General features: G+C 39.4%; 19 protein-coding genes and 2 pseudogenes. 14 read left to right on the top strand and 7 right to left on the bottom strand.

Annotated elements, in window-relative coordinates:
• Positions 1-66 (bottom strand): annotated as a pseudogene (locus FTT70_RS13740) (helix-turn-helix domain-containing protein); the annotation flags it as partial.
• A gap of 59 nt (positions 67-125) precedes the next feature.
• Here FTT70_RS13740 and FTT70_RS12385 point away from each other — a divergent pair.
• Together FTT70_RS12385 and FTT70_RS12390 are read left to right on the top strand one after the other, a co-directional pair.
• Positions 126-341, top strand: a complete 216-nt coding sequence (locus tag FTT70_RS12385) for a PD-(D/E)XK nuclease family protein (RefSeq protein ID WP_180168672.1) — start codon at positions 126-128, stop codon at positions 339-341.
• A gap of 9 nt (positions 342-350) precedes the next feature.
• Entirely contained in the window at positions 351-1,001 is a 651-nt protein-coding gene (locus tag FTT70_RS12390; RefSeq protein ID WP_180168673.1) for a hypothetical protein, read from the top strand.
• 47 nt (positions 1,002-1,048) lie between these two features.
• On the opposite strand, the gene FTT70_RS12395 is transcribed toward FTT70_RS12390, so the two are convergent.
• Entirely contained in the window at positions 1,049-1,834 is a 786-nt protein-coding gene (locus FTT70_RS12395; RefSeq protein WP_096901872.1) for an rRNA large subunit pseudouridine synthase E, read from the bottom strand.
• A gap of 435 nt (positions 1,835-2,269) precedes the next feature.
• Here FTT70_RS12395 and FTT70_RS12400 point away from each other — a divergent pair, with 435 nt between their 5' ends.
• Both FTT70_RS12400 and FTT70_RS12405 read left to right on the top strand, forming a co-directional pair.
• Entirely contained in the window at positions 2,270-3,091 is an 822-nt protein-coding gene (locus tag FTT70_RS12400) for a PhzF family phenazine biosynthesis protein (RefSeq protein WP_180168674.1), read from the top strand.
• A 263-nt stretch (positions 3,092-3,354) separates the two neighbouring features.
• Positions 3,355-6,171 carry a pitrilysin family protein gene (locus tag FTT70_RS12405; RefSeq protein WP_180168675.1) on the top strand — a complete coding sequence of 939 codons (2,817 nt, stop codon included), beginning with the start codon at positions 3,355-3,357 and terminating at the stop codon, positions 6,169-6,171.
• Positions 6,172-6,267: 96 nt separating this feature from the next.
• Here FTT70_RS12405 and FTT70_RS12410 read toward each other — a convergent pair whose 3' ends face one another.
• Together FTT70_RS12410 and FTT70_RS12415 are read right to left on the bottom strand one after the other, a co-directional pair.
• Positions 6,268-7,332, bottom strand: a complete 1,065-nt coding sequence (locus tag FTT70_RS12410; RefSeq protein WP_180168676.1) for an amidohydrolase — start codon at positions 7,330-7,332, stop codon at positions 6,268-6,270.
• Between the two features lie 140 nt (positions 7,333-7,472).
• Positions 7,473-7,874, bottom strand: coding sequence for a DUF3144 domain-containing protein (locus FTT70_RS12415; RefSeq protein ID WP_004973007.1), 402 nt, complete (start codon positions 7,872-7,874; stop codon positions 7,473-7,475).
• A gap of 108 nt (positions 7,875-7,982) precedes the next feature.
• Between FTT70_RS12415 and FTT70_RS12420 the strand changes: the two genes are divergently transcribed.
• Positions 7,983-8,615 (top strand): hypothetical protein, encoded by a 633-nt coding sequence (locus tag FTT70_RS12420; RefSeq protein WP_178318945.1) that lies wholly within the window; start codon positions 7,983-7,985, stop codon positions 8,613-8,615.
• A 105-nt stretch (positions 8,616-8,720) separates the two neighbouring features.
• On the opposite strand, the gene FTT70_RS12425 is transcribed toward FTT70_RS12420, so the two are convergent.
• Together FTT70_RS12425 and FTT70_RS12430 are read right to left on the bottom strand one after the other, a co-directional pair.
• Positions 8,721-10,187, bottom strand: a complete 1,467-nt coding sequence (locus tag FTT70_RS12425) for a CHAD domain-containing protein (RefSeq protein WP_180168677.1) — start codon at positions 10,185-10,187, stop codon at positions 8,721-8,723.
• 204 nt (positions 10,188-10,391) lie between these two features.
• Complete coding sequence (locus FTT70_RS12430; RefSeq protein ID WP_180168678.1) at positions 10,392-11,858, bottom strand: CYTH domain-containing protein; 1,467 nt, start codon at positions 11,856-11,858, stop codon at positions 10,392-10,394.
• A gap of 503 nt (positions 11,859-12,361) precedes the next feature.
• Between FTT70_RS12430 and FTT70_RS12435 the strand changes: the two genes are divergently transcribed.
• The 6 genes from FTT70_RS12435 to FTT70_RS12460 all read left to right on the top strand — a co-directional run bounded on the left by FTT70_RS12435 (position 12,362) and on the right by FTT70_RS12460 (position 20,699).
• A complete protein-coding gene (locus tag FTT70_RS12435) occupies positions 12,362-12,751 on the top strand; it encodes an Mpo1-like protein (RefSeq protein WP_373682974.1) in 390 nt (129 codons plus the stop codon).
• Between the two features lie 642 nt (positions 12,752-13,393).
• Entirely contained in the window at positions 13,394-14,014 is a 621-nt protein-coding gene (gene thiE, locus FTT70_RS12440) for a thiamine phosphate synthase (RefSeq protein ID WP_096900945.1), read from the top strand.
• Between the two features lie 46 nt (positions 14,015-14,060).
• Positions 14,061-15,362 (top strand): glutamate-1-semialdehyde 2,1-aminomutase, encoded by a 1,302-nt coding sequence (gene hemL / locus FTT70_RS12445; RefSeq protein ID WP_180168679.1) that lies wholly within the window; start codon positions 14,061-14,063, stop codon positions 15,360-15,362.
• 486 nt (positions 15,363-15,848) lie between these two features.
• Positions 15,849-16,493 carry an RluA family pseudouridine synthase gene (locus FTT70_RS12450; RefSeq protein WP_180168680.1) on the top strand — a complete coding sequence of 215 codons (645 nt, stop codon included), beginning with the start codon at positions 15,849-15,851 and terminating at the stop codon, positions 16,491-16,493.
• A gap of 147 nt (positions 16,494-16,640) precedes the next feature.
• Positions 16,641-19,478 (top strand): RNA polymerase-associated protein RapA, encoded by a 2,838-nt coding sequence (rapA, locus tag FTT70_RS12455; RefSeq protein WP_180168681.1) that lies wholly within the window; start codon positions 16,641-16,643, stop codon positions 19,476-19,478.
• Positions 19,479-19,889: 411 nt separating this feature from the next.
• Entirely contained in the window at positions 19,890-20,699 is an 810-nt protein-coding gene (locus FTT70_RS12460; RefSeq protein ID WP_104852176.1) for an alpha/beta fold hydrolase, read from the top strand.
• Positions 20,700-20,776: 77 nt separating this feature from the next.
• Here the strand turns inward: FTT70_RS12460 and fabR are convergent, their stop codons facing one another.
• Positions 20,777-21,457 (bottom strand): HTH-type transcriptional repressor FabR, encoded by a 681-nt coding sequence (gene fabR, locus FTT70_RS12465; protein WP_180168682.1) that lies wholly within the window; start codon positions 21,455-21,457, stop codon positions 20,777-20,779.
• Positions 21,458-21,611: 154 nt separating this feature from the next.
• On the opposite strand from fabR, the gene FTT70_RS12470 reads away from it, so the two are divergent.
• The 3 genes and pseudogenes from FTT70_RS12470 to FTT70_RS12480 all read left to right on the top strand — a co-directional run.
• Entirely contained in the window at positions 21,612-22,682 is a 1,071-nt protein-coding gene (locus tag FTT70_RS12470; protein WP_180168683.1) for a ferredoxin reductase, read from the top strand.
• A gap of 13 nt (positions 22,683-22,695) precedes the next feature.
• The gene (locus tag FTT70_RS12475) at positions 22,696-23,790 is read left to right on the top strand and encodes an acyl-CoA desaturase (protein ID WP_180168684.1); all 1,095 of its coding nucleotides are present in this window, start codon (positions 22,696-22,698) and stop codon (positions 23,788-23,790) included.
• Between the two features lie 592 nt (positions 23,791-24,382).
• A pseudogene (locus tag FTT70_RS12480) lies at positions 24,383-24,532 on the top strand (prepilin-type N-terminal cleavage/methylation domain-containing protein); the annotation flags it as partial.
• Positions 24,533-24,636: the final 104 nt, after the last annotated feature.

Here is a 24,636-nt window from a genome sequence, read left to right on the forward strand (position 1 = left end):
CTTGGCCAGAAAAATGAGTCGTTCTCGCTGTTCTAAACTAAGTGGTACAGAAACAATTCGAGGCATGTGTGAACATCTGTTAACTAAAAAAACTTTTTCGCATGATTAGTTATTTTTGTCAACTTATGATGATTGAAAATAAAATATACTCTGGAGAAGGAAAAGGTCAGCTTAGAAAATATAGAAATATTATTGAAACAAGTTATCCTGATTATAAACATAAGATTTATATTTATTTGTCTTTGGAAGATCAAAATATTAATGATCAGGATTCAAAACATTATGTTCAGTTAAATTATGGTCATATTAGTAAGCTGATTGAACAAAAAATCCTAAAATAATCAGCTAATTTGGCTGAAAAAACCAAATTTGTTCTTGAGCAATATTTACAGACGTTAAAATCTATGTTGAATGAAAATAAAGAAATTGAAGATATCGCAAAAAAACTCTATAAGAGATATAAGTCTGCTTTCGATTTAGTTTTTAAATATAGTACGCCAAATGATACAAGTGAAATTGGTAATATTTTACGTGAACTTATCGAGCAAGAGAAGTTATTGTTACCTTATAACAGTAATAAAACTTATGTCCGCTTTCAACCAATATTTTTGCATAAAAATATTGAGAAATTAAAGGATAAAGGTCTGTTTCCAAAGGATGGAAATTTAGAAAATAATACTATTTATTTGTATGAGTTCAATATAAGAAATCATGTTGTTAATTTTGATTTAAAAATTGGAGCAGGTGAACAAGAAGTTCGTGAAAGGCTTTTTGAAATATACCGCAAACACAAAAGTTTTTTTAATCGTGTTGACAAGAATTTACAGCCTAAATGGCATCAGTCATTTCAGAAATTAATTTTGTCTGAAAATGATATTGGTGATTTTATAGAAAGTGGGGATACAGAAAAATTAAGAAAAATTCTGACTGAAAAGTTTCGTGAACTTATAGAGCAGGATTTACCAAAGTATATTCAAATACTAGAGTCTGAACTCCTTTAAAATAATGGAATAAGCCCACTATAATGAGTGAGCTTATTCCTTTTTATTTAACGCGCCCGACGTCCACGGCTTTTGGTATTAGGACGTGTGGTACCATTGGTCTTACGACGTGGCTTTTCACTTTCTTCCATTTGCCAAATACGTGGCGTACCTGATTTTTTCTTGGTAGTGCCATCTTTATTTTTCTTTTGATGGATTGGCTTGCCACCCGTACCACCAGGTTTTTTCACATACGAACGCGAGCGATACGGTTCAGCAGCAGGCACATCTTTAAAATCAGGATACAACAACGGTTCGATTTCTTTAGTTTCACCGGGTTGTAAACCCAATTGTACCAAGTCAATTGAACCAATTTTGGTGCGGATTAAACGCAAAGTTGGAAAACCAACCGCAGCCGTCATACGACGCACTTGGCGGTTGCGACCTTCACAAATTGAAATTTCAATCCACGAAGTAGGTACAGAAGCACGGAAACGTACAGGAGGATCACGCTCCCACAACCATTCAGGCTCATCGACTTTATACGCTTGCGCAGGCAAAGTCATGCCATCTTTCAGTTCCACGCCTTTACGCAATTGTGCCAAGGCATCTTCAGTGACATCACCATCGACTTGAACCAAATAGGTTTTGTATTTTTTATTGGCTGGATTGGTAATAAACTGATTCAAGCCGCCATGATCAGTCAAGAACACCAAGCCTTCCGAATCCATATCTAAACGACCAGCTAAACGTAAGTCTGGATCATCAACAAAAGCCGACATGGTGAGATGTTTTTCATCTTCACGGAATTGAGAGAGAACGTCATATGGTTTATTTAAGATGACGATTTTCATAAGAAATGCTTCTTTAAATTCAATAAATTGGGAAAATTGAGAGTATTTAAAAGGAAAAACGGGCGATTTCCAATTAAATCGCAAATACAGTGCGTTTGAGATGGCTCTATTATGCGATAAGAATGGGGGAAAGTATTGCTTATTGATAAATATTTTTTTGGTGTGCTTGCCAAAATGAGCAGCAGTATCACAACGATTAAAAACTAGAAAGCTAAGCGCTAAAAAGCCCAATGTTGGGCTAAAGAAGACAGCTTTTACAAACTTGGCATCACAGCCAATAACATACTTCCCTGATACTACTGCTCGCTTTATGCCGAATTAGTCCAAAATCAACCCGCTTGGCAGATTGAAAGTACAGAAATTGGCTAGGCACTTATAGTGAAAAGAACTTAAGATGAAATAAGTGTATATATTTTTAGGATCATGAGTTCATTAATGAAAATTTACCAAGTCGATGCTTTTAGCCATGAATTATTTAAAGGCAATCCTGCTGCCGTACTTGTTAGTAAAACATGGTTAGCCGATGATTTAATGCAAAATATCGCATTGGAAAATAATCTGTCTGAAACCGCTTTTGTCAAAATGATAGATGCGGAAAACTTTGAAATTCGCTGGTTTACACCCACAACAGAAGTCGATTTTTGTGGACATGCTACACTTGCCAGCAGCTTTGTTTTATTTAAGGATTATACCGAGGCAAAGACAATTCAATTTCATGTGAAAAATTTGGGGATTTTTACAGTTCAGCAACAGCAAGATGGCAAAATTTGCATGAATTTCCCGATTCGTGCTGCACAGCAAGTTACAGATTATCCCGACATTTTGCGTCAAGCGTTAACTAAACCGTTTAAAAACGTCTATATCAATGCTCAAGCCTATATTGTGGAATATGAATCGGTACAAGATGTGCTAGATGAACAGCCTAATCTTGAATTATTAAAACAATTGGGACAATTGCGCACAGCCATTACGGCGCAGTCGAGTGTTGATGTTGCGATTACTGCATCTGCAAATACACAGTATGACTGCGTATCGCGCTATTTTGCACCTGCTATGGGGATTGCAGAAGACCCTGTTACAGGTTCAATTCATACTGCGATTGCACCGCTTTGGGCAGAAAAATTACAGCAAACCGAACTTGTGGCTTATCAGGCTTCAGCCCGAGGTGGCGTACTGTATTGCAAAATTTTACCTAATGATCGTATCGAAATTTCAGGTTATGCACAGCTATATTTGCAGGGCGAAATCATGATTTAAACTATGTCCTGCATTAGACTTCTTTCATCCTTTAAAAATGATCAAATGCATAGTCAAATTTACGATTGATCATTGCTTTATTTTTGTCATATTGAGTTTTCATCTTTCTTTATTGGAAAAAAGCTGAGATGAGAGTAGTTTGCTAGTTTTGCTTGGTTTAAATCATATCTTTTGCAAATTTTTACGGTTGCTTTAATCGCAGCTTGGTATGCTGTTGCGCTGAAGTTGAAAATTGCCATTTTCGATGGCAAATCAAAAATAGAATGAAATCAATCGGGAAAAAGAAGTTGCTACGTTTTAAAACTCTCACTTTATCTTTATGTGTACTGGCATTTAATGGCGTGATTTTCGCGCAGCCAGTTTTAGTAAAATCTAAGCAAGAAATACAAGAATATCAACTTGATAATGGCTTAAAAGTCATTTTGGCACCCAATCAGAAAGAAAATAAAGTCTTTATGAATATGGTGTATTTAACGGGTTCATTGAATGATCCACAAGGCAAAGGTGGTTTGGCACACTTGTTGGAACATTTGGCATTTAAAGGTACAGAAAACGTACCTGCCGAGGAGTTTCAGCGCCGTTTAGATCAATATAGTTTAATGCACAATGCCAGCACCGACTATTACTCCACTAAATACACCAACATCATTCGTCCTGAAACTCGCGCCGTCAATGAGATGATTTATCTTGAAGCGGAACGCATGGATAAATTGGTCATGCAGGAAAAATATGTGCCTGCCGAAATTGCGATTGTAAAGCGTGAACGCGAAGTGCGTATGGATCAACCGTTTTCAGTCTTGTTAGATCAGGTGTGGAAATCGGCCTATGGCAATCAGTATTTCGGACGCTTACCCATTGGCGATTTAAATGAACTGCAATCCATTAAAATGCAGGAGTTAAATCAATTTTATCGCACATGGTACGCGCCGAATAATGCCATTTTAGTGATGACAGGCAAGTTTGATCAGGCAGCGGTGTTAAAACAAATTGATCAACATTTTAGTCCAATTGCAGCACGACAAATTCCCAAACAAGTACAAGTGCCACGATTAGACAGCAACAAAATTCAGCAACGAAATTTTGTGGTACAAAAGGGCAGTCAACTGGCCAAGTTTAATCTGTATTTAAATGGCAATGACGAAAAGATCAAAACCGCTTTGGCGCTGTCACCTTATTTACATACGTTGCAACCGAGTGGGCATTTGTATCAAACACTGGTAGAAACAGGCAAAAGTACCATGGTGCAGTCCAGCACATGGTTAGATCAAGATTTTAATTTGGTGCTGATGGGGGCTTTGTATGCACCCAATCATGATGCCAAGCAAGTACAAACTGGCTTGAATCAAAGCATCGAACAGGCAAAAAACTTTGATGATGCCGAGTTACAACGCGTCAAAAACTTGATTCAAAATCAGGCAGACAGTGTAATGAATGATGCGGTGGCTTTGGGTGGTCGCTTGAGTGATTATGCTGTGGCTTATCAGGGTGATTGGACACAATATTGGCGTGATTTAAACAATATTCAACAGTTAAATGCAGATGAACTAAATCAGCGTTTAAAACAGTTCTTCACTGCACAGCATCGGGTCATTGGCGATATTCAGCCCACACCTGAAGATCAAAAACAGGCACTCACAGCAAAAAATAATCTAAATACAGCAAAAACTTTAGATCAGCAAGATACACCTGTTACACCTTTGAAAGATGTGAAAAGTTATCAGCAAGAAGTGACAGACTATGTGCAAAAATCTAAACAAGCTTTGATTCAAAATGAAAAAAAGATTCAGCGTGGCAGCTTAAAAAATGGTGCCAAGTATGCATTATTTCCAACTGCAACTCGTGATGATAAAACCTATGCCACCATTTCGGTAAATTTTGGTACGGCACAATCTTTATTTAAGCAGGGCGAAATTTTAGATTTAACCGCGTATTTGTTGCTGCGTGCATCTCAAGAGCATAGTTTGCAAGACATCGCCGATCAGTCAATTGCTGCAGGTGGTTCGGCTTTTGCACAAGCCGATGCTAATGCGATTCATATTCAAATTGTGGCAAAAAATGAAAAGTTTAATGCGTTTTTTAATTTTGTTTTAGATGTCATGCAAAACCCAAGTTTTGAGCAAAGTCAGTTTGATTTAATTCGTTCTCAAAGTTTATCCAGTTTAGAACGACCTTATACCGAGCCTGAAACTGTAGCAGCTTTGACTATGGCGCGTTTAATTGAAATTTATCCGCAGGGCGATTTACGCTATCACTTCGAGCCTGAATTTGCGAAGCAACAACTGCAAACTGCAACCCAAGCGCAGGTGCAGCAGTTATATCGTCAATTTTTTGCCATGAATCATGCACAGATTGCCATTACAGGTGAGTTTGATCCGAAACAAATCAAAAAAACTTTAACCCAGCGTTTAGGACAATCACGCAATACGGAAGCATATCAACGCTTAGATTCAGCCTATACGGCATATCCTGCGAAAAAGTTGCATGTATTGGCAGAACAGCGCGAATTTGGCAGTTATCAAAGTTTATTGACCTTACCTTTGGGTGTGAATCATCCTGACACACCTGCCATGATGGTGCTGAGTTATATTTTGGGTGAATCGCAATTGTCTTCACGTTTGGCACAAGAACTACGTGAAAAAAATGCATTGGTTTATGGTTTTAGTAGTGGTTTGAGTTTAAGTGAATTTGAACAATCGGGTGCGCTCAGTATTTCTGCGCAATACAGTGCAGGCAAGTCGGCTCAAGTGTCACAGGCGGTGCATAAAGTGTTGCAGGATTTGCGCCGTGATGGTGTCAGCTTGCAAGAAGTTGAAGCTGCAAAAGCCGATATTTTGAAAAAACGTGTGACTGCCTTAGAAGATGAACGCAGTATCCACCGTATGTTGGTACCGCAATTAGAACAAGGTCGTGATTTACGTTACCGTGAGCGACGTGATCAAGCGTTAGCAAAACTCAGCAAAGCCGATGTAGATGCTGTGATTCAGAAATATTTACGCTTAGAACATTTGCTTGAAGTAGCCGCCGATCAATATGGTCAAGCCAATGTTGAGGTGCTGCCGTTAAAGCCGCAGTCTAAATAAAGATTCAATTTAATTTTGAGCAGATACAAAAAACGCATCCATTTCGATGCGTTTTTTGTCTTCAAGTTTGCTATCTATGCTCAATTGGCTAAAGCTTTATAAACGATAAAACTGTTTGGCATTATGATGAAACACTTGCTGCAAAGCATTTGGATGATAGGCCGCAACAATATCACTAGTCGCATCAATTAAATTGACCAAAGACGTGCTCACTCGATCCATTGGAAAATTGGAAGCAAACATCAACCGATATATTCCAAAGCTTTGTAAGGCATGCTGAATCAGTGGTGCAGTTAAATCTATAATTTCCTGTTTTGAGGCTTCACGTTTTTGCAAGTGAAATTGATGTCCTAAAACAGGCATAAATAACCCTGAAATTTTGCTGTAAACATTTGGACAGTGTGCCAACTCGGCAATATCTTCTTGCCAACGAAACAGAATGTTTTCCCGTGCTGTTTTGGTCACGCCTGTATGTGTGCCAACTTGCCCGAACAGCCCTGCAGGTGTGCCCAAATGGTCAAGTACAATAGAAGTTTCTGGAAATTGTTTAGCCAGCGCCAAGACATCGCCCAATTGGGTCGAATACGTCCATGCATCAAAACTTAAATTATATTGCGCTAAAGCTTCAAAACCTTTTAGAAACTTTTTGTTCCGATATAAATGTGGTTCGTCTGCCCAAGAGAAAATCCCGTGATCTTCATGCACGGCTGCCATTTTACGAATTCCACGGAAGTTTGGAGAGGCTTTGTGATGTAATTTTAGAATTTTCTTAAAATTAGAATCGCGCGGGTCTGCAGTGGCGACAATCGCGCCCAAAGCCAAACCATTATTTTTAAAATCCAGACTTTCTATAAATTCGGTTTCACCAACTACGCCTTTGCCTTTATGGTCGTGCCAATTGGCTTCAATATGCACAACTTTTTCAGCCGTATAAAAACCTAAGTCACGGGCATAATGCTCAGGTAAATAGGGCGATGTGACGTGCTCGGTGCGTCCCAAAGTTTCAATGAGTGTTTTCGGTTTTATCAGGCGGATGGTTTTATCTAGCAAATTGGGATGCTTGCCCAAAAGCTTAACAGCAAGTCGTGCGCTGTGTGGCGTGTTATACGGATCCCACTGATGAATATGTGCATCAATGAGTGCAAATCCTAGATTCTGCATAATGATCCTGTTTTATGACGCTATTATTTCACTATTCAAAGCCATCATGTTACAAAAGGGAAGGGTTATTTATCGAAATCTACAAGTTTGAAAATTAGCCGCAATAAAAAAGCCCCGTAGGGCTTTGTTTATATGCAAAATTAATGATCGTGCGAGTGGTCGTGATCATGTTTATGGGTATGAAATTCTTCGTTGTGACGGAAGCGCAAATAGTTTTCAAACTGTTCGCAATATTCATCATAGTTATCTTCAAGCATCATTTGAAATTGCTGCAAGATATATGACATAACTTGGTCTTTGGCATCGCGCATTTCATTGCCATCTTTAAAATTATTGGCTGCCACCCAAGTATTAAAACGTGCAGTAGCAAATAACATGGCAGCACTCACCTGACCACGAATTTCGGCAGGTTTTACTGTGGAGCCTTTTTCAAAATGACAGAAGCCATTGGCCTGTTTAATAAATTCATCGGCACGTTCAAAAAAAGCCGCATTTAATGCTTCTTCTTCGGTTACATCGGTTGCTTCAATCTTTTGAACCATGAATTTTTCCTAAGCTAAAAATCTGAATGTTTCATTATAGGCAAAGCCTTGCAGAAACAAAACCTTTGCCTTAAGCTAAAAATAGCCTAAGCAAAATTGGAGTGGTTGATGCAAGATGCGATTGCGGTACAAAGTTTAAAAAGCGACATTGCTTTATTACGTCAAAATATTTGGCCACCCGTGCAACTTGCCCATGTTGAAGGCTTGCCGATTTATTATGGAACACGCGCAGAAGTAGCAGAATACTATAAACAATGGACAGGGTTGATTGAACGTGCACAGGATTTATTTCAGCCTTTTATGCAAGATGCAGTCATTGATGCGGTGCATTTACCCAGTCATTTGAACTTGCCCTTATTTTATTTTCATGTCGATCGGATTCGAGTGAATAAAACCCGCGCCAAAGAATCGAAAACTTTTCGGGGGATTGCCAGCCTGATCGAAAAATGTGGGCAATTTGAACCGCAGGAAATTCAGCTCATGCAGCGTTGGTTAGACAGTGATGACAATGCAGCACTGGTGGCACATCGTGAGTTTATTGATTTGCGTACTTATGTGTTTCAGCATGGGCAAAGTGACTACACGCGCACCCGTTTTTATGTGAATGGTATTGTGTTAAGTGTTGAACCGCATTTTGAACTGGTCGATGCGCGCGATAAGCCACGTAAGCAGCGCAGTGACAGCTATCAAGACCCTTTAGCGGATAACCAAACATGGAAAGTGTTTGGTAAATATCGTTAAGCTTTTAGAAAGTGTGCAATATTAAGATTAAATATAAAAAAGCTCAAAATGAAATGCATCTCTGTTGAGCTTAAAGGTGATCATTGATTGATGATCAAACTTTAACTACGACCAAAAAGGCTGACTTTCAGCAAACTGCTGTAAATCCTGTTCGATCTGTATGGAAATATGACGCTCTTCAGACGCAATCCATCCCAATACAAACCATGTTTTCGGTTCCGCTTGGGTATGGCTTTCGAATAAACCTTGTGCCACCATCAAATCATTAAAATGTCCTAAAGTTTCCTGTAATGGTTTTAGAGTTTTTAAATATGTTTTGACATCATCTTCTGCAAATAAACTGCTCACAAACTCCACGGTATAGCGTAAGCGTTTCACACGCTTACGTGTGCGGTGTTTAGAGTCCACATCTAAGGTTTGGAAATGACCTGCATCATCACAAATTTGTTGATGCAATTTCTGCAAGCGTTTACGTAACACTTTTTTCAATGGTTTTGATTCTGCATCTGTAACCGCTGCCGAATGCGAAAAACTCATAAGTTGTAACAGTAATAAGGTTGTGCTTGGTGAACGGAAAATTGCATCAATCGCAATATTTTTAGATGCTCCAGGGGGTAGCTCAGTAATAGGTGAGCCTACGTTTTCAAGTTGTGGAATCAGACTTTCACGCAAAGCATCTTGATCGCGGGTCGAACCTAACTGCTGAAAGAGGCTAGCCAATTGACTTTCCCAATTGTGATTTGCCAGTGCATCATATTGAGCAAAGATTTTTAAGGCGCTGCGTAAACGTCGAATTGCAACACGTGCTTGATGCACATGCCCACTGGCATAATCTTGACTGGCAATCGCAGCTGCATTGGGTAGCAAGTGTGCCAAACAATTCTGAGTAATTTGTGTCAACAACTCATGCATATTTTCGGGGTGTTGCAATTGTAAAGCACTTTGCTGCTGTACAGGAATCATGGTTTCATTGTTATACAGCATATTGCCACGCTGCGATTTACTGCGTGTGTCGAGCCATAAATGATATTTTTTAATCCACGGCTGAATATAGGCAATTAAGTCTGCAATTTCACCTTGTTTCAGTTCAAACTCAACTTCGTAAATTTCAACCGAATTTTTGCTTTGGCGGATTTCACCTAAATCAAAAGCAACTTCAATTTGGCTGTTTTTATAATGTGCCAATTGGCTGTAGCGTAAAACATCGGTTTCAAACTGCAGGGTTAAATCTACCTCTGAACCGTCTAAGGCTTTTTTTAAAATCTTTCGTGCTTGTTTATGATTTTCATAACATGCCAAATCACACAATTCAGGCGCATCATGTCCTAATTCATGTTCAAGCTCAAAGCGTTCATAATGTTGTGGACTAGGCGCTTTTAAAGTTTGTTTCCAAATATCGCCCTCTAAACGCTGACGCAGGGCAATGCGTTGCTTGGCTAAGTGCTGTTCAGGACTATCATAATATTTAGCCCATAAGCGTTGTTGTTGAACCAGTTTGTTCTTTTTAAATGCTTTTTCAAATGCCGCACGATAGTTGTGTGGAATTTGAAATTTTAATTCTATTTCACACATCGGGAATGCCCTCGATGAAACAAGATAAGTTCTCTTTACTATAGTGTAAATCTATAAATGAACAAGGGGAGAATTGTGAACAAAAGCTTGAAAAATAAAATAATTTGTATTCAGTTTTTAACACAAAGCAGCCGAATGAATATTCACAAGGCTGCCGTTGTATTGCAGTATTTTTAGCGTGTGCTTTGAGGATGTTAAGGATACTTATTTTAAGAATTTACGGCTCACCATAAATTGTTCTGTCGCTTCCAATAAACGCTGTGCATACACTTCCTGTTTTGCAGTGAGCCAACCTAAAACAAACCAGTCGCTCGCTTCCAATTCAGTTTGTTGAATGTATGCTGCAGAAGATGCCAACACTTGATATTCCTGTGCTGCAAGCTGTGCATCATTCAAAGCTTTACTATATTTCTGCAAATTTTTGACATCATAAATATGCGTCAAAATGGGGAAGCTAAATTTTAGTTCCTGAATACGCAAAGCCAGTTGATCTAAACTTTCAAAATCGTGAATATCACTGTGCTGTAATTGTTCATGCAACTGCTTATATTGCTGTTGCAACGTGTTTTGTGCGGCAGTTTTTAAGTCTAAACCTGAGTGATCGCTCGCGGCTAAACTAAACATCAATAATTCTAAATAGTGATGCACATTTTGCGTTGAACGCACTAAATTGACCAATTTTTCTTGGGCGTACAAGGTATCTTTTTTTAGGTTCTCTGCAGTCGTCGGGTTCTGTAAAAATGCGCCGAGTGTGGCTTGCATGTGTTCCAAATGCTGCAGGTGATCAAAATGTTGTTTAAATGCTGCAATTTGCATTGCCCATTTATCGCCTAAATGCTTCGACCAATCTTTAAATAAGGATAGTGTTAGTTGTAAATGTTGCAAAGCGAACTGCGCCTGATCAATATGGTTTTGCTCGGCAACTTGTGCAGAAATTGCGGCAATATTAGGCAATAAATGCTGTAATTGTTGTGCAATTAACAGGCGTAAATTTTGGTCTGCATGGTCTTTTTTACTGAATTGAAATTCTTTGCTCTGAGCCGCAGGGCTGACTTTTTGCTGCACAGAAAGCAAATGTCCAATTTCTGCTTTATTGCGTACATCTAACCATAAATGAAATTTTTTAACCCATTCAAAACTAAATGCTAGCAATTGCTGAATTGAACCTTGTTTCAGTTCAAACTCAACCTCATGTACTTCAACTTCGGCACCTGCACAACGAATGTGACCAACATCTAAACTGATTTCAATGTCAGTATCTTCAATGGTCATTAGTCGTGAGGTACGTTGAATATCAGTTTCAAACTGTAGTTTTAACTGATCCCAATTTTGCCCCAAAGCTTGATTTAGCAATTGTTGTGCTTCGGGAATGTTTTGATAAATTTGCAGATCAAGTTGAGGTGGGGTATCTGGATTTTCAGTTGCTGCAAGCGGATGGTTATGTTCAAAACTATGAAAATGACTTTGACCTGCCGCTTTTAAAGTTTGTACCCATTGCTCGCCTTCTAAACGCAGTCTTAACGCCATACCATGATGGGACAAACTGTGTGTGGATGTATCAAAATAGCGTGCTTTTAATGGAATCTGGGTCGATTTTTTCGGGTCTAAAGTTTTGAGTAGTGCCGTGCGACGTGCGACTGGAATTTGAAATTTTAATTCAACTTCGACCATGAAAAATATCCTAAACCTAAAGCATGTTGTGCCAAAGCAATGGCAAACAAATTGGTATTATAAATGTGTGAAAATTGCAGAAGCGAGGTTTTGCAAAAGTGCATTTGATTGTAACTAAAATATGCCAAGAAGTAAGGCTTGACCTTGGCTTTTTTAGGGTCTGTTGGCATTTCCTAAATGGCTTGCGCTGTAGGCTAAAACTGAGCAGATCAGGCATGAAACGTAGGGTATAGCGAGACTATTGCCAAGTTTCATAACGCAATCTGAGAAAGTTTTAGCCACAGCCTTTCAGGACAAGCATATTTTTTGCTGCTATTGCGTTATGAGTCAGTTATTTAGAACGACTAAATTTCCTGTCTCATGCCTTATATCAGCTGAAAAATATGCGTTGTCGCAAACATAGACGAAGTGTCAACAGACCCTTGAGTTTGGTTTTTTTTTGGCTTAGTTTAAAGTGTCGTTGAGCGTAGCAAAAATAATTCAAACCTATAAACATCAGGATGATGAACATGAACGCAGCATTAAACCCCGAATTTGAGCCGACACCAGATCCCAAGTTTGAATTGCCAATTCAGGATTATTCAACATTTTATCGCTTTTATTTAACTGAACACCGCAACATTATGAGCCGTCGTTTGCACGTTGTTGGCAGTAGTATCGGTTTATATTGTGTGAGTAAAGCCATACGCCATAAAAAAGCCAAATATGTACTCTATGGTTTGCTGGCAGGCTATGCTTGTGCATGGGTCGGGCACTTTGTTTTTGAAAAAAATAAACCTGCCAGTTTTAAACAGCCTGTGTATAGTTTTATTTCAGACTGGCGGATGTTTGCCGATGTTTTGCGTGGTCATTTAAGTTTGCAAGATCGTGCTAAAGATAAAATTCCAAGTTGAATTGAGCGCTTAGTTATACCGTTTAGGCAAAAACTAAACGATATGTGATTATTTTCATAAAAAATGTACAAATAAAATTAATTTTTTGTTGAAATGATAGAGTGAATATTCTAATAATGTGTCATCAAATTTGTTGATAAAAGTTTGTGACTTTCCAAGCCTAGAGTGACCTTTCTCTAGGCTTTTTTTATGTGAAAAATTATATTCAGAATGGTGTTAAATCAGAAATCATTCATCTTTAAGCAAGGATATAGAGCAAGCAGGTTACTGATAGAGCGGCATGAAAAAATATAGACACATGATCATTTGTCGCATCCCCACATGCGCTCTGGCACAAATGATCATGTGTCTAAATGGGCGACCTAAATATGTCGTTATTCGCTGTAGTCACCCGTATGGATTTTAAAATCCATATCTTATTGAACTGGTTGCAGTTCTTGTTTTGCGCAGTTCAATTAAAGCTAAATCTTTCTTTTAGCGCTATCACTAGAATTTGGTATTTTTAAGTTTTTGACTCAATAAAACCCAAACAAAATAGAAGCTTATAGAGCCTATATAAAAAAACTTGTTGAGCCTGAGGTTCTGACACATGCCGCCTGAATGTGTAATAATACAGACCTTGTATTATTTGTGGCTGAGATTATGCGCGGTTTATATTTGATTACCAATGATGATCCTATCGAACTGCTTTTGGCAAAATTAGAAGGGGCGATGGCAACTTATGAAGTCGCGGTGTTGCAATATCGCCGTAAAAATGTGCCTCAAGCTCAGCAGGCATACGAAATTGAATATATGAAATCGATGTGTGATCAATACAAAGTGCCATTTGTGATTAATGATGATCTTGAAACTGCAGTGAAATATGGTGTTGGCGTACATTTGGGTCAAGAAGATGGCTCTATTGTTGAAGCGGTTGCACGTTTACCACAAGATGTATTGATTGGTCGCAGTTGTAATAACTCGATTGAATTGGCAGAGCAAGCCATTGCCGATGGTGCAAACTACGTTGCTTTTGGTGCAGTCTATGCAACTGAAACTAAACCTGAGGCAAGTACACTTACATTAGACACGCTCACACTGGCGAAGCAACAACTCAATGTGCCAATTTGCGCGATTGGTGGTTTAACTGTTGAAAACAGTCAGCCTGTCATTGAAGCAGGTGCAGATTTATGTGCAGTGATTAGTGATATATTAAGACGTCCGATGCATACTGTTGCACAGCGTGTTTATGATTGGTCTGCACTTTTCAAAGCAGACACTTAAAGCAGACAGCTAATTTTTTATTTTATTTTTTGAGTTGAGTGCCTCCATGAGCTTATCTCCAAAGCAAGAACAATTGTTTAAACAAGCCAATAAGCATATTCCAGGTGGTGTCAATTCACCTGTACGCGCATTTAACGGGGTAGGCGGAACCCCTGTATTTATTGAAAAAGCCAAAGGTGCTTATTTGTACGATGTCGATGGCAAACGCTATGTCGACTATGTAGGTTCTTGGGGACCAATGATTTTAGGTCATGCCCATCCTGCTATTATTCAGGCGGTGCAAGCTGCAGCTGAAGATGGTTTGAGTTTTGGTGCGCCAACGGTGCATGAAACGACTTTGGCCGATATTATTTGCGAAATTATGCCTTCAATTGAGTTGGTTCGCATGACCAACTCAGGTACAGAAGCCACCATGACCGCAATTCGTTTGGCGCGTGGTTATACAGGTCGTGACAAAATCGTCAAATTTGAAGGTTGCTATCATGGACACTCAGATTCGCTGTTGGTCAAAGCAGGCTCTGGACTTTTAACCAGTGGTGAAGGTGAAGCGACTTCTGCGGGTGTTCCTGCCGATTTTGCCAAACACACGCTGACTTTACCGTATAACGATATCGCCATTTTAAAAGAATGTTTTGCAAAGTTTGGTGCTGAAATCGCAGGGGTGATTGTTGAGCCAGTTGCGGGCAACATGAACTTGGTTAAACCAATTGATGGTTTCCTGCAAGCAATTCGTGATGTCTGCGATGAACACGGCTCAGTCTTTATTATTGATGAAGTGATGACTGGTTTCCGTGTTGGCTTGGGCGGTGCTCAAGCACATTATAATGTTAAACCAGACCTAACCACGCTTGGTAAAATTATTGGTGCAGGCTTACCAGTAGGCGCATTTGGTGGTAAACGCGAAATCATGGAGTGTATTGCACCATTAGGTAAAGTGTATCAAGCAGGTACTTTGTCTGGTAACCCGTTGGCGATGCGTGCGGGCATTGAAATGTTTAAACATTTACGTGCCGAAGGTTTTTATGAAAACTTAACTGCGCAATTGGAAAAATTGTTGGCAGGCTTGCAAGCAGCAGCAGATGAAGCAGGTATCCCATTCAAGACACAACAAGTTGGTGCGATGTTTGGTTTGTACTTTACTGATCAAGATGACATCACCAGTTTTGATTCTATGCTGAAATGCGATGTCGATGCTTTCCGTAAATTCTTCCACGGGATGTTGCAACGTGGAGTGAACTTGGCACCATCTGCTTTTGAAGCAGGCTTTATTTCATCTGCGCATAGTGATGAAGATATTGCTTATACCATTCAAGCTGCAAAAGAAACATTTGCGGAAATGAAGGCGTAATTTGACCTCTGCTTAACACTGTCCTAAAAGGCATAGATATCTCCAAAATATCTATGCTTTAGGTTAAATTGAAGACATACTCTTCAATTTAATATCAAAGGCTTAGATCAGCGTCTTGTTAAACACTAAAATAGCCTGGTCAAACTAAATATGAATCCTATTACTTCATTTGCTCCCGCCATCAAAGATATAGCTTCAGAACGGCTTTGTTGTGCAACTATCTTGCACTATGATTTCATTGTATTTTTCTATCTAAATTTTAAAAACCTTTAAAACAGTATCTTAAAAAATATTTATGCAACAAAGCCTCCTGCATGCTATAAAACCCACATTTCTAAAAGCAGGCTGATTTAAAATTCAGCAGATTGTCTGATTAAGGAATGTAAATCGGAAAATTCATCGGGAATTGATGTATTTTGCATTGTAATTCTGTGTCAGGCTTTTTATTATTGCCGCCTTGTTTTCACGATCGGCCCGGAATTGAAATTGAGTAATTTTCTAAGCGAACACCTGATTCATCGTGACGATGAGTTTATGGTGATACATAAACCCGCTGGCATACTCACCGTTCCAGGTAAAACAGCAGATTTGCAAGATTGTGTGATGAGTCGTCTAGTTAAAATTGAGCCGCGCACTTTGCTGATTCATCGCTTAGATCGTGATACTTCGGGTATTTTGGTATTTGCACTCACGAAATGGGCGCAAAAACAAATTTCGCGTCAGTTTCAAGAACGCCAAACCGATAAAACCTATCAGGCATTGGTGGCAGGGCAACTGCAAGGTGAAGGCACTGTAGATGTGCCTGTGGTCTATGATCCTGAACATCCTCCATTACACATTGCCGATGCAACCCATAACAAACCTGCGTTAACGCATTGGCGTGCATTGGAGCAATTTGAATTGCAGGGGCAAATTGTGACTCGTGTGCAACTGACGCCGATTACAGGTCGTTCGCATCAACTGCGAGTACACATGCAATATTTAGGTCATCCAATTATTGGTGATACTTTGTATGCCACGCCCGAACAGCAACAACTCATGCCTCGTTTGTGTTTACATGCAGCAGAATTAAGTTTTCTGCATCCACAAACTGAGCAACGTGTACAGTTTACTTGCCCAGTCCCATTTTAAGCGAAAAAGATTACGCAAAGCCTGTGCTTTAGGCTCTCTTTTTAGTGCGCTTTATGTCAAAATATATTGCTATACGCCCTGAATTTTTTGCTCAAATACTCAGCTGGTTTTGCGCAAAAATTTATACGTCCTAACTTCTAAATAAAGGTGGAAAAATTGCAGCAGTTTGCTATTGGTCAACGTTGGTTATCAGACACAGAAACGGAATTAGGACTTGGTGTTCTGATTGATGTAGATGAGCGATCGGTCAGCATTTTATTCCCTAAAAGTGATGAAACCCGTGTCTATGCACGCAATAACGCACCTTTATCGCGTATCATTTTTAATGTAAATGATGAAGTTCAAGACCAAGAAGGCAATGTGTGGACGGTTGAATCGGTCGAAGACCGTCATGGCGTATTGCGTTATAACGTAGTGCGTCGTTTGCAAGATGGGAGTGAAGAAAAGAAATCACTGAATGAAACCCGTATTGGTGCAAGTATCCAACTTTCAAAACCATTAGACCGCTTGCTTGCTAGCCAAATTGACTATAAAGAATGGTACGACTTGCGTATTGAAGCCTTGTTGATGCAAGCCAATATGCAAAGTAGCCCACTGCGCGGCTTGGTGGGTTCGCGTGTAGGTTTGATTCCACATCAACTTTATATTGCACATGAAGTCGGTAAGCGTTTTGCGCCACGTGTCTTATTGGCAGATGAAGTTGGTTTAGGTAAAACCATTGAAGCAGGTTTGATCATCCATCAGCAACTCAAAACAGGACGTGCGGAACGTATCCTGATTTTGGTACCTGATTCGCTGCAATATCAGTGGATGATTGAAATGCGTCGCCGTTTCAATCTGCAATTCTCTTTGTTTGATTTAACCCGTACGGCATCTATTAAAGAACACGATCCTGACCTGAATCCATTCTTGACCGAACAATGCATCATTGCTTCAGTCGATTTAATGATTGACCACGATGACTTACGCGAACAAGCCCTAGAAGCAGGTTTTGATTTGCTGGTGGTCGATGAAGCGCATCACTTAATGTGGAGCGAAGAAGAAGGTGGTAATGACCGTTATGATCTGGTCGAAGAATTAGCCGAACAAACCGCAGGGGTGTTATTGCTTACAGCAACGCCTGAGCAACTGGGTGTAGAAAGCCATTTTGCGCGTTTACGTTTACTCGATCCGCAGCGTTTTAGTTCACTAGACCGTTTCTTGGATGAAGAAGCGCAATATCAACATACGGCAAAAATTGCCGAAGTCTTAATGTCAGATGCCGCATTGGAAGAAAGCCATTTGGTTGCACTGGAAGGCTTGTTGGGACATCGCATTGAAGATAACCCAGAGCAGCGTTTCCGTGCCATCCACGAATTATTAGACCGTCATGGTACAGGGCGTATTTTGTTCCGTAATACCCGTGAAGCAATTCAAGGTTTCCCAGGTCGTGATTGTCAGCCTGCGCCGTTACCTGCGCCAGAAAACTGGTCTAAAGATGGTAAATTACGTGAACAAATGTGGCCAGAAGAAGCACAGCTCGATGGCAGTTGGATGGAAACTGACCCGCGTGTAATGTGGTTAATGGAGCGTTTGCGTAGCGACTTAAAACATAAAAAAGTGCTTTTAATTGCGCGTAGCGGCCCTGTGGTAGAAGCCCTTGAAAATGCGCTGCGCCTACATGCAGGTATTCGTACTGCAATGTTCCATGAAGGCATGAGCTTGTTAGAGCGTGACCAAGCGGCAGCATATTTCGCAGAAGATTCTTATGGTGCACAAATTTTATTGTGTTCCGAAATTGGTTCAGAAGGGCGTAACTTCCAGTTTGCATCAGACCTGATTTTGTTTGACTTGCCTGCTAATCCTGACGTGTTAGAACAACGTATTGGTCGTTTAGATCGTATTGGTCAAGAAAACCGTATTCAAATTCATGTGCCGTATTTGGTGGGTACTGCGCAAGAACGTATGTTCCGTTGGTATAACGAAGCACTCAATATTTTCAGCAATATTTCACCCACTGCACAAACCTTGCAGGAAAACTCTATTGTCGATTTAAAACACTGCTTATTGGCAGATTTAGGACAACAGTTTGAAGATTTACTGGAAGCAGTCAGTGTGCAGCGTGAAGCTTTGGAAGCAGAACTTCAAGCGGGTCGAGATCGTTTGTTGGAATACAACTCTTGCCGTCCTGTGGTGGCGCAGGAAATTGTACAAGCTTTAGAAGATTACGACGACAATACCACGTTGCCTATGTTTATGAAGCGCTTTATGGCATCGACCAATATTGACTTCGATGAACAAAGCAATGGCACGGTGATTATTAAACCAACTGATCAAATGCAAGTGCAAGGTTTGACCTTAGACGAAGAAGGCATGACCGCGACGTTCTATCGGGATCAGGCGCAAATTCGTGAAGATGCACAGTATTTGACCCTAGAGCATCCATTCACAGAAAGCGTGATGGAAATGATCAATACACAAGGTTTTGGTAGCACCAACGTTGCGGTATTAAAATCTGCCGCTTTGCCACAAGGTTCAGTGTTACTGGAAGTTTGGTTTAAGGTGGATGTCATTGCACCGAAAGCGCTGAACTTACCGTCGAGCTTGCCACAGCAACTCATTCGTGTCTTATTGAGCGAAAAAGGGCAGGATTTATCGCAAAAAATTGCCCCTGAAATTTTAAAACCTTATTTACATCATTTAGATGGCAACAGTTGTCGTCAAGTGGTGAAAGCACGCCGTGACGCGATTGAAGCGCGTTATACACAGGCTTTGGAGTTGGCTAAAGCTGCATTGCCTGAATTTAAGCAACAAGCTAAAGATGTATATAGCAAAAAATGGCAATATGAAATTGACCGTTTAAGCTATTTGAAGCAATTTAACCCAAGTATTCGTGAAGATGAAATTACACGTTTACAGAAATTGCAAAAAGAAGGTTTAAGTTTGTTAGATGGCTTATCGGTTACGCCTGAAGCGATTCAGGTGATGGTGGTGGTAAAGCCATAAAGAGTGCATTCAATACAGGTGTCTAGACGGTGTATTTGTATTGAGTCGGTTTTAATCAATCACTTTTTTAAATATTTGGCATCTTCTAAATTGCACGTTTTAAGTTGGGCATTGCGCCTCATTTTTACGGAGCAGTTTAGCGGGTGCTTTTTTAATATCGCAATAAAAATTTTGTGCGAGATTTTTCACATCACAGACTTAAACAAAGTAGCAACCAGTGCTTATGTGTCATTAAAATGACTCATAATTCATCTTTTTCAGCATTCCGGTCATTTGCAAAACCCAGTGGTATGCGTAGTTTAAAGGCTGTTGATCTTTTATCTATGATTGATGTGCCAAGTGTTGAATCTGTAAGCGCGTACGCATAGATCAAGTCACAGACCCGATATTCTTCTTTTAAGCGTATTTTAAATGACTAAAGCTGCAATTCATTTTACCCATGCCAATGGTATTCCTTCTGCCAGTTATCAAAAGTTTTTTCAATGTTTTGAAGCAGATTATCATTTAAAGGCAATTCCACTGATTGGTATGCAAGCAGAATTTCCTGTGACCTATAAGTGGACCTATTTGATTCATCAAGTGATTCAGGACATTGAGCAGCAGTTTCCAAAGCAACAAGTGATTGGTTTAGGGCATTCTTTTGGTTCATTATTAACCCTGATGTGTGCCTATCAGCGTCCAGATTTATTTTCTCAATTGATTATTATGGATCCACCTTTTGTGATTGGATCGAAGTCGGCATTATTTGAAATTTTACAAAAATTTAAACTGAAATATGTAGATCAACTCACACCTGCCGCCGTGACCATGAAGCGTCGAGATCATTGGGCTAGCCATGCAGAAGCCTATCAAGCTTTGCGGCATAACCGTTTATTTAAAAAATTTGATGCACAATGTTTTGAAGATTATTTTGCCAGCGGCATACAAGTCGATGCACAAAGAGGTGGTGTGACTTTAACAATTCCAAAACGGGTAGAAGCTGAAATTTTTAGAACCGTACCTGCATGGTGGTGGCGCACACCACGCAAAGCCCCAGATGTACCTGTGCATTTAATTACAGCAAGGCATAGCCCATTTTATTTGCAAGGTTTACCGCAAGGCATGCAAAAAACTTATGGAATTGAGTTTAGTGTGGTCGAGGGAGGACACATGTTTCCTTTGGAAAATCCTGAAACCACGGCAACACATGTGCAGCAATTAATTCAAAAACAACACGCTTAACAGCGAAGTCTAGCAATTAAATGCTTAAACGGGCGTGACCTGATTCAGGAAAATCGCCCGATTTATCCTGTGTTATGTTAACGAATTTTGGCATCATCCAAATGTCGTGCACCTTCTAAAATCATGCGAATCATGGTCATGGTTTGTTCAGCGGTTTCTTTACGTTCAGTCGCAGGCATATCAATGACTTTAGCGCCCATATTAAACACCAACTGGGTAATGGCTTTTGCGACAATATCGGGATGCGCTAACTTGCTGTTATTTAAACGTTCTAAACGAATTAAATCATCCTGCAATTCTTGCTGGAAATAATTCAATTGGCGCTCAACAGCTAGCTTATAAGAGGTTGAACCCGTATAACCTTCACGTAATAGCAGACTTAAATTGCCTTCATCGGTATCTAATTGTTCAATAAATACTTCAACCGAGCTACGAATAATACTGTTTTGTTTAGATGCTTTTAAACGTGCTTCATGCAAAATTTGACGCAATACCAAACCTGCACGGTCAATCAATTCAATTGCTAACTCATCAATATCTTTAAAATGACGATAAAAACTATTTGGCGCAATACCTGCTTCACGTGCAACTTCACGCAAACTTAAAGATGCAATACTTTTTTGTGGACCAATTAAATTTAACGCGGCCTGAAATAATTCTTGTTTAGTAATGGTTGCCTTGCGTCCAACAGTACGCACGACAAGCGGCTCATGAACCGTTTCAGGTTCTAGGAATGTCGTATCATGGTTCGTTTTCATGGCAGGCTGAGTCATATTTTCAATAGTTTATAAGCTTAGAGGCATTATAGCGGTTGCGCCAGTACTTGTGAAATGATTAGAAACAATACGGGTGTATATACAAATATATATACATGTGTATAATAATTAAAATTTCATCGGGTGGTGCTGAATCATGCAGCTAACTGAAAAAAGAAAATCTCCCTTAACCAGTATTGCAACTGCAGTACTAGATCCTTATGCAGCAAATTTCTGGTTGCAAAAAATTAATCCATTATGGTCGGTGAATCAGTCACTCGGCAAAATTGTGAAAAAAGATATTGCCGCACAAGGTGTGGTGAGTTTCACTTTGCAATTCAATAAAAAACTCCAAGTTGGTGCAGCAGGGCAGCATCATCCTGTTTATGTGACAATTCAGGGCGTACGCTATGAGCGAACCTATAGTTTGACTCAGCTTGATGCACAACACGTTTTGTTGACAGTGAAAAAAGTTGATCAGGGCAAAGTCAGCACATGGCTGGTTGAGCAAGCCAAAGTTGGCGATACTTTAGAGTTTGGTGCGCCTTATGGTGATATGCAATTGCCTGCACAAGCCCAGCCTTTAATTCTATTGGCAGCAGGTAGCGGTATCACACCGATGTATAGTCTGGTACAAGACATGGCAAAATCTGGTCGTCTTAGTAGCACTCCAGTGACTTTAATGTATTGGGTAAAAACCTTTGCAGATGCAGCATTTAAAGCGCAATTTGAAGCTTGGGCACAGCAATATCCAAACTTTAAATTTCAAGTGCTTTATACCCAAGAGCCGAGTTTGGCGCACAGCCGTTTAAATGCAGAACATTTAAAAGACTTAGCGCAAATTGAGCAAAGTGCAGTGTTTGCATGTGGCCCATCGGGTTTTACCACGCAAGCTGAACAATTACTTGCACAGGCTGCCTTGCTAAAAACAGAAGCTTTTAGCATGACGCCTGTTTTAAGTGACGATGTTGGTTTGGTACAAGTTACACTGACTCAATCGAAAAAGATTATCACTATTCCAAAAGGCAAGTCCATTTTAGAAAGTCTGGAACAGCAAAATATTAAACCTAAATACGGCTGTCGTATGGGAATTTGCCATAAATGCGTATGCAACAAGGCTGAAGGTTCAACGAAAAACTTGGTCGATGGTGTTCAAAACAGCGAACCGAATAACCAATTGAAAATCTGCGTCAATTCAGCACAAACTGATTTAATTATTGATTTATAAGCGAGTTCCGATTATGAATATGCCAGTAAAAATAGAATATTTCCGCAATCCTAAAAACCGTGAACTCACTCAATTTGAATTAGATGAGCTTGCACGTGAATTAGACGCCATTAAACAAGAAGTTTTGGATGATATTGGCGAAAAAGATGCTAAATACATCCGCCGTGTTTATTCAACCATTCGTTATAGCTCAATGGCAGGTCGTGCCTTATTGTTCGCAGGATGGTTCCCGCCAGCATGGGTTTTGGGTACAGGCTTGTTAGGCTTTGCCAAAATTATGGAAAACATGGAATTAGGTCATAATGTCATGCATGGTCAGTATGACTGGATGAATGATCCTAAATTCAATGGTGCAAGTTATGAATGGGATACGGTAGGTACTTCAGACAACTGGCGTCAAACCCATAACTTTAAACACCATACTTATACCAATATTAAAGGTATGGATGATGATATTGGCTATGGTTTGGTGCGTTTGTTCCCTGAACAGCGTTGGAGATCGGGCTATTTATTGCAACCTTTATATAGCATTCCATTCTGCTTATTGTTCCAGTGGGGCGTTGCGATTCAGAATTTAGAAATTGGTAAAATTTTGAATGGCCGTAAAAGCAAAGCACAAGCTAAAAAAGAATGGCAGCCAATGCAGAAGAAAATTGGCAAACAATTGTTCAAAGACTATGTGTTTTTCCCACTAATTGCTGGGCCATCAGCTCTGCCAGTATTTACAGGTAATTTAGTTGCGAATGGTCTTCGTAATATTTGGACATTTAGTATTATTTTCTGCGGTCACTTCACCAAAGATGTAGAAGTGTTTCCAAAGTCAGTGATGCAAAATGAAAGCCGTGGACATTGGTATATGCGTCAAATTCGTGGTTCATCGAATCTTACAGGTTCAGAAGCATTCCACATTTTGACAGGGCATTTAAGCCATCAAATTGAACACCATTTGTACCCAGATGTGCCTGCGCGTCGTTATCGTCAAATGGCGCCAAAAGTGCAAGCTGTGTGTGAAAAATATGGCTTAAACTACAACAATGCTAGCTTGGTTAAGCAATACGGCAGTGTATTAAAACGTATTGTGAAATATGCTTTTCCATTTAAGAAATAAGCATGAATATCATTTATGAAATTTTAGATTTGTAAATGATTAATCAAACAGTGATAAAGATATCTTTAATGATATAGAAAAGCGGCTTAGATGAGCCGCTTTTTTTTGCATGCTACTCAGTGGATGAATGGGGGTGAATGGCTGAATATGTATAGAAAGTTACATCTAGAACAAATCATAAAAAAAATTGTGTAATTTTTTGTGGTTTTTAGTTTAAAAATATTTGTGTGAATAGTGCTGTTTTGATCTTTTTTGCAATTGTAGTTATGGTGTGATTTGAAAATATAAACATATACTCTGTATGAGTATATGATATTGGTTATCATTTTATACTAGAAAAGTTTTTCTTAATTTTATTTCTTGTTTATAACTTATTGAATTAAATAAATTATATTTTGATATATTATAACATTATAATATTTTTTTGAAACAATTACTGCATTTTTGCTCAATAAAGAGAAGTACATCTGCATGGAAATTGTGGTGACAGGGTTTGTAGTTGTGTAAGTGAAATGAGCATTTAGACAAATTATATCTAAGCTGAGTTGTGCTAATTTTATAAATAAGTACCGATTGTGAAGCGAGTAATAAAATGTCTAAAAACAGTGCCTCAAGTTGCCAGTCTAAACAATCAGGTTTCACCCTTATTGAACTTATGATTGCTGTGGTCATTCTAGCCATTCTTGCTGCAATCGCAATGCCAATGTATTCAAATTACACTCTGTACACGACAAAAATAGATAACTCATTGAAATAATGTCACAATAATTGTTTTCTAACGACGAATACTATGACACATCTCAATGAGTTATATCTTATCTTAAACAAATCTCTAAAATGGAACAA

The organism is Acinetobacter sp. YH01003 (assembly GCF_013420525.1).
In the GTDB taxonomy this organism is placed as follows: Bacteria; Pseudomonadota; Gammaproteobacteria; order Pseudomonadales; family Moraxellaceae; genus Acinetobacter; species Acinetobacter towneri.

Bases quoted from the DNA above. Each gene is read 5' to 3' on its own strand.
- FTT70_RS12385 (WP_180168672.1), top strand. From the start codon at position 126: ATGATGATTGAAAATAAAATATACTCTGGAGAAGGAAAAGGTCAGCTT.
- FTT70_RS12395 (WP_096901872.1), bottom strand. From the start codon at position 1,834: ATGAAAATCGTCATCTTAAATAAACCATATGACGTTCTCTCTCAATTC.
- FTT70_RS12400 (WP_180168674.1), top strand. From the start codon at position 2,270: ATGAAAATTTACCAAGTCGATGCTTTTAGCCATGAATTATTTAAAGGC.
- FTT70_RS12405 (WP_180168675.1), top strand. From the start codon at position 3,355: ATGAAATCAATCGGGAAAAAGAAGTTGCTACGTTTTAAAACTCTCACT.
- FTT70_RS12410 (WP_180168676.1), bottom strand. From the start codon at position 7,332: ATGCAGAATCTAGGATTTGCACTCATTGATGCACATATTCATCAGTGG.
- FTT70_RS12415 (WP_004973007.1), bottom strand. From the start codon at position 7,874: ATGGTTCAAAAGATTGAAGCAACCGATGTAACCGAAGAAGAAGCATTA.
- FTT70_RS12420 (WP_178318945.1), top strand. From the start codon at position 7,983: ATGCAAGATGCGATTGCGGTACAAAGTTTAAAAAGCGACATTGCTTTA.
- FTT70_RS12425 (WP_180168677.1), bottom strand. From the start codon at position 10,187: ATGTGTGAAATAGAATTAAAATTTCAAATTCCACACAACTATCGTGCG.
- FTT70_RS12430 (WP_180168678.1), bottom strand. From the start codon at position 11,858: ATGGTCGAAGTTGAATTAAAATTTCAAATTCCAGTCGCACGTCGCACG.
- FTT70_RS12435 (WP_373682974.1), top strand. From the start codon at position 12,362: ATGAACATGAACGCAGCATTAAACCCCGAATTTGAGCCGACACCAGAT.
- thiE (WP_096900945.1), top strand. From the start codon at position 13,394: ATGCGCGGTTTATATTTGATTACCAATGATGATCCTATCGAACTGCTT.
- hemL (WP_180168679.1), top strand. From the start codon at position 14,061: ATGAGCTTATCTCCAAAGCAAGAACAATTGTTTAAACAAGCCAATAAG.
- FTT70_RS12460 (WP_104852176.1), top strand. From the start codon at position 19,890: ATGACTAAAGCTGCAATTCATTTTACCCATGCCAATGGTATTCCTTCT.
- fabR (WP_180168682.1), bottom strand. From the start codon at position 21,457: ATGAAAACGAACCATGATACGACATTCCTAGAACCTGAAACGGTTCAT.
- FTT70_RS12470 (WP_180168683.1), top strand. From the start codon at position 21,612: ATGCAGCTAACTGAAAAAAGAAAATCTCCCTTAACCAGTATTGCAACT.
- FTT70_RS12475 (WP_180168684.1), top strand. From the start codon at position 22,696: ATGAATATGCCAGTAAAAATAGAATATTTCCGCAATCCTAAAAACCGT.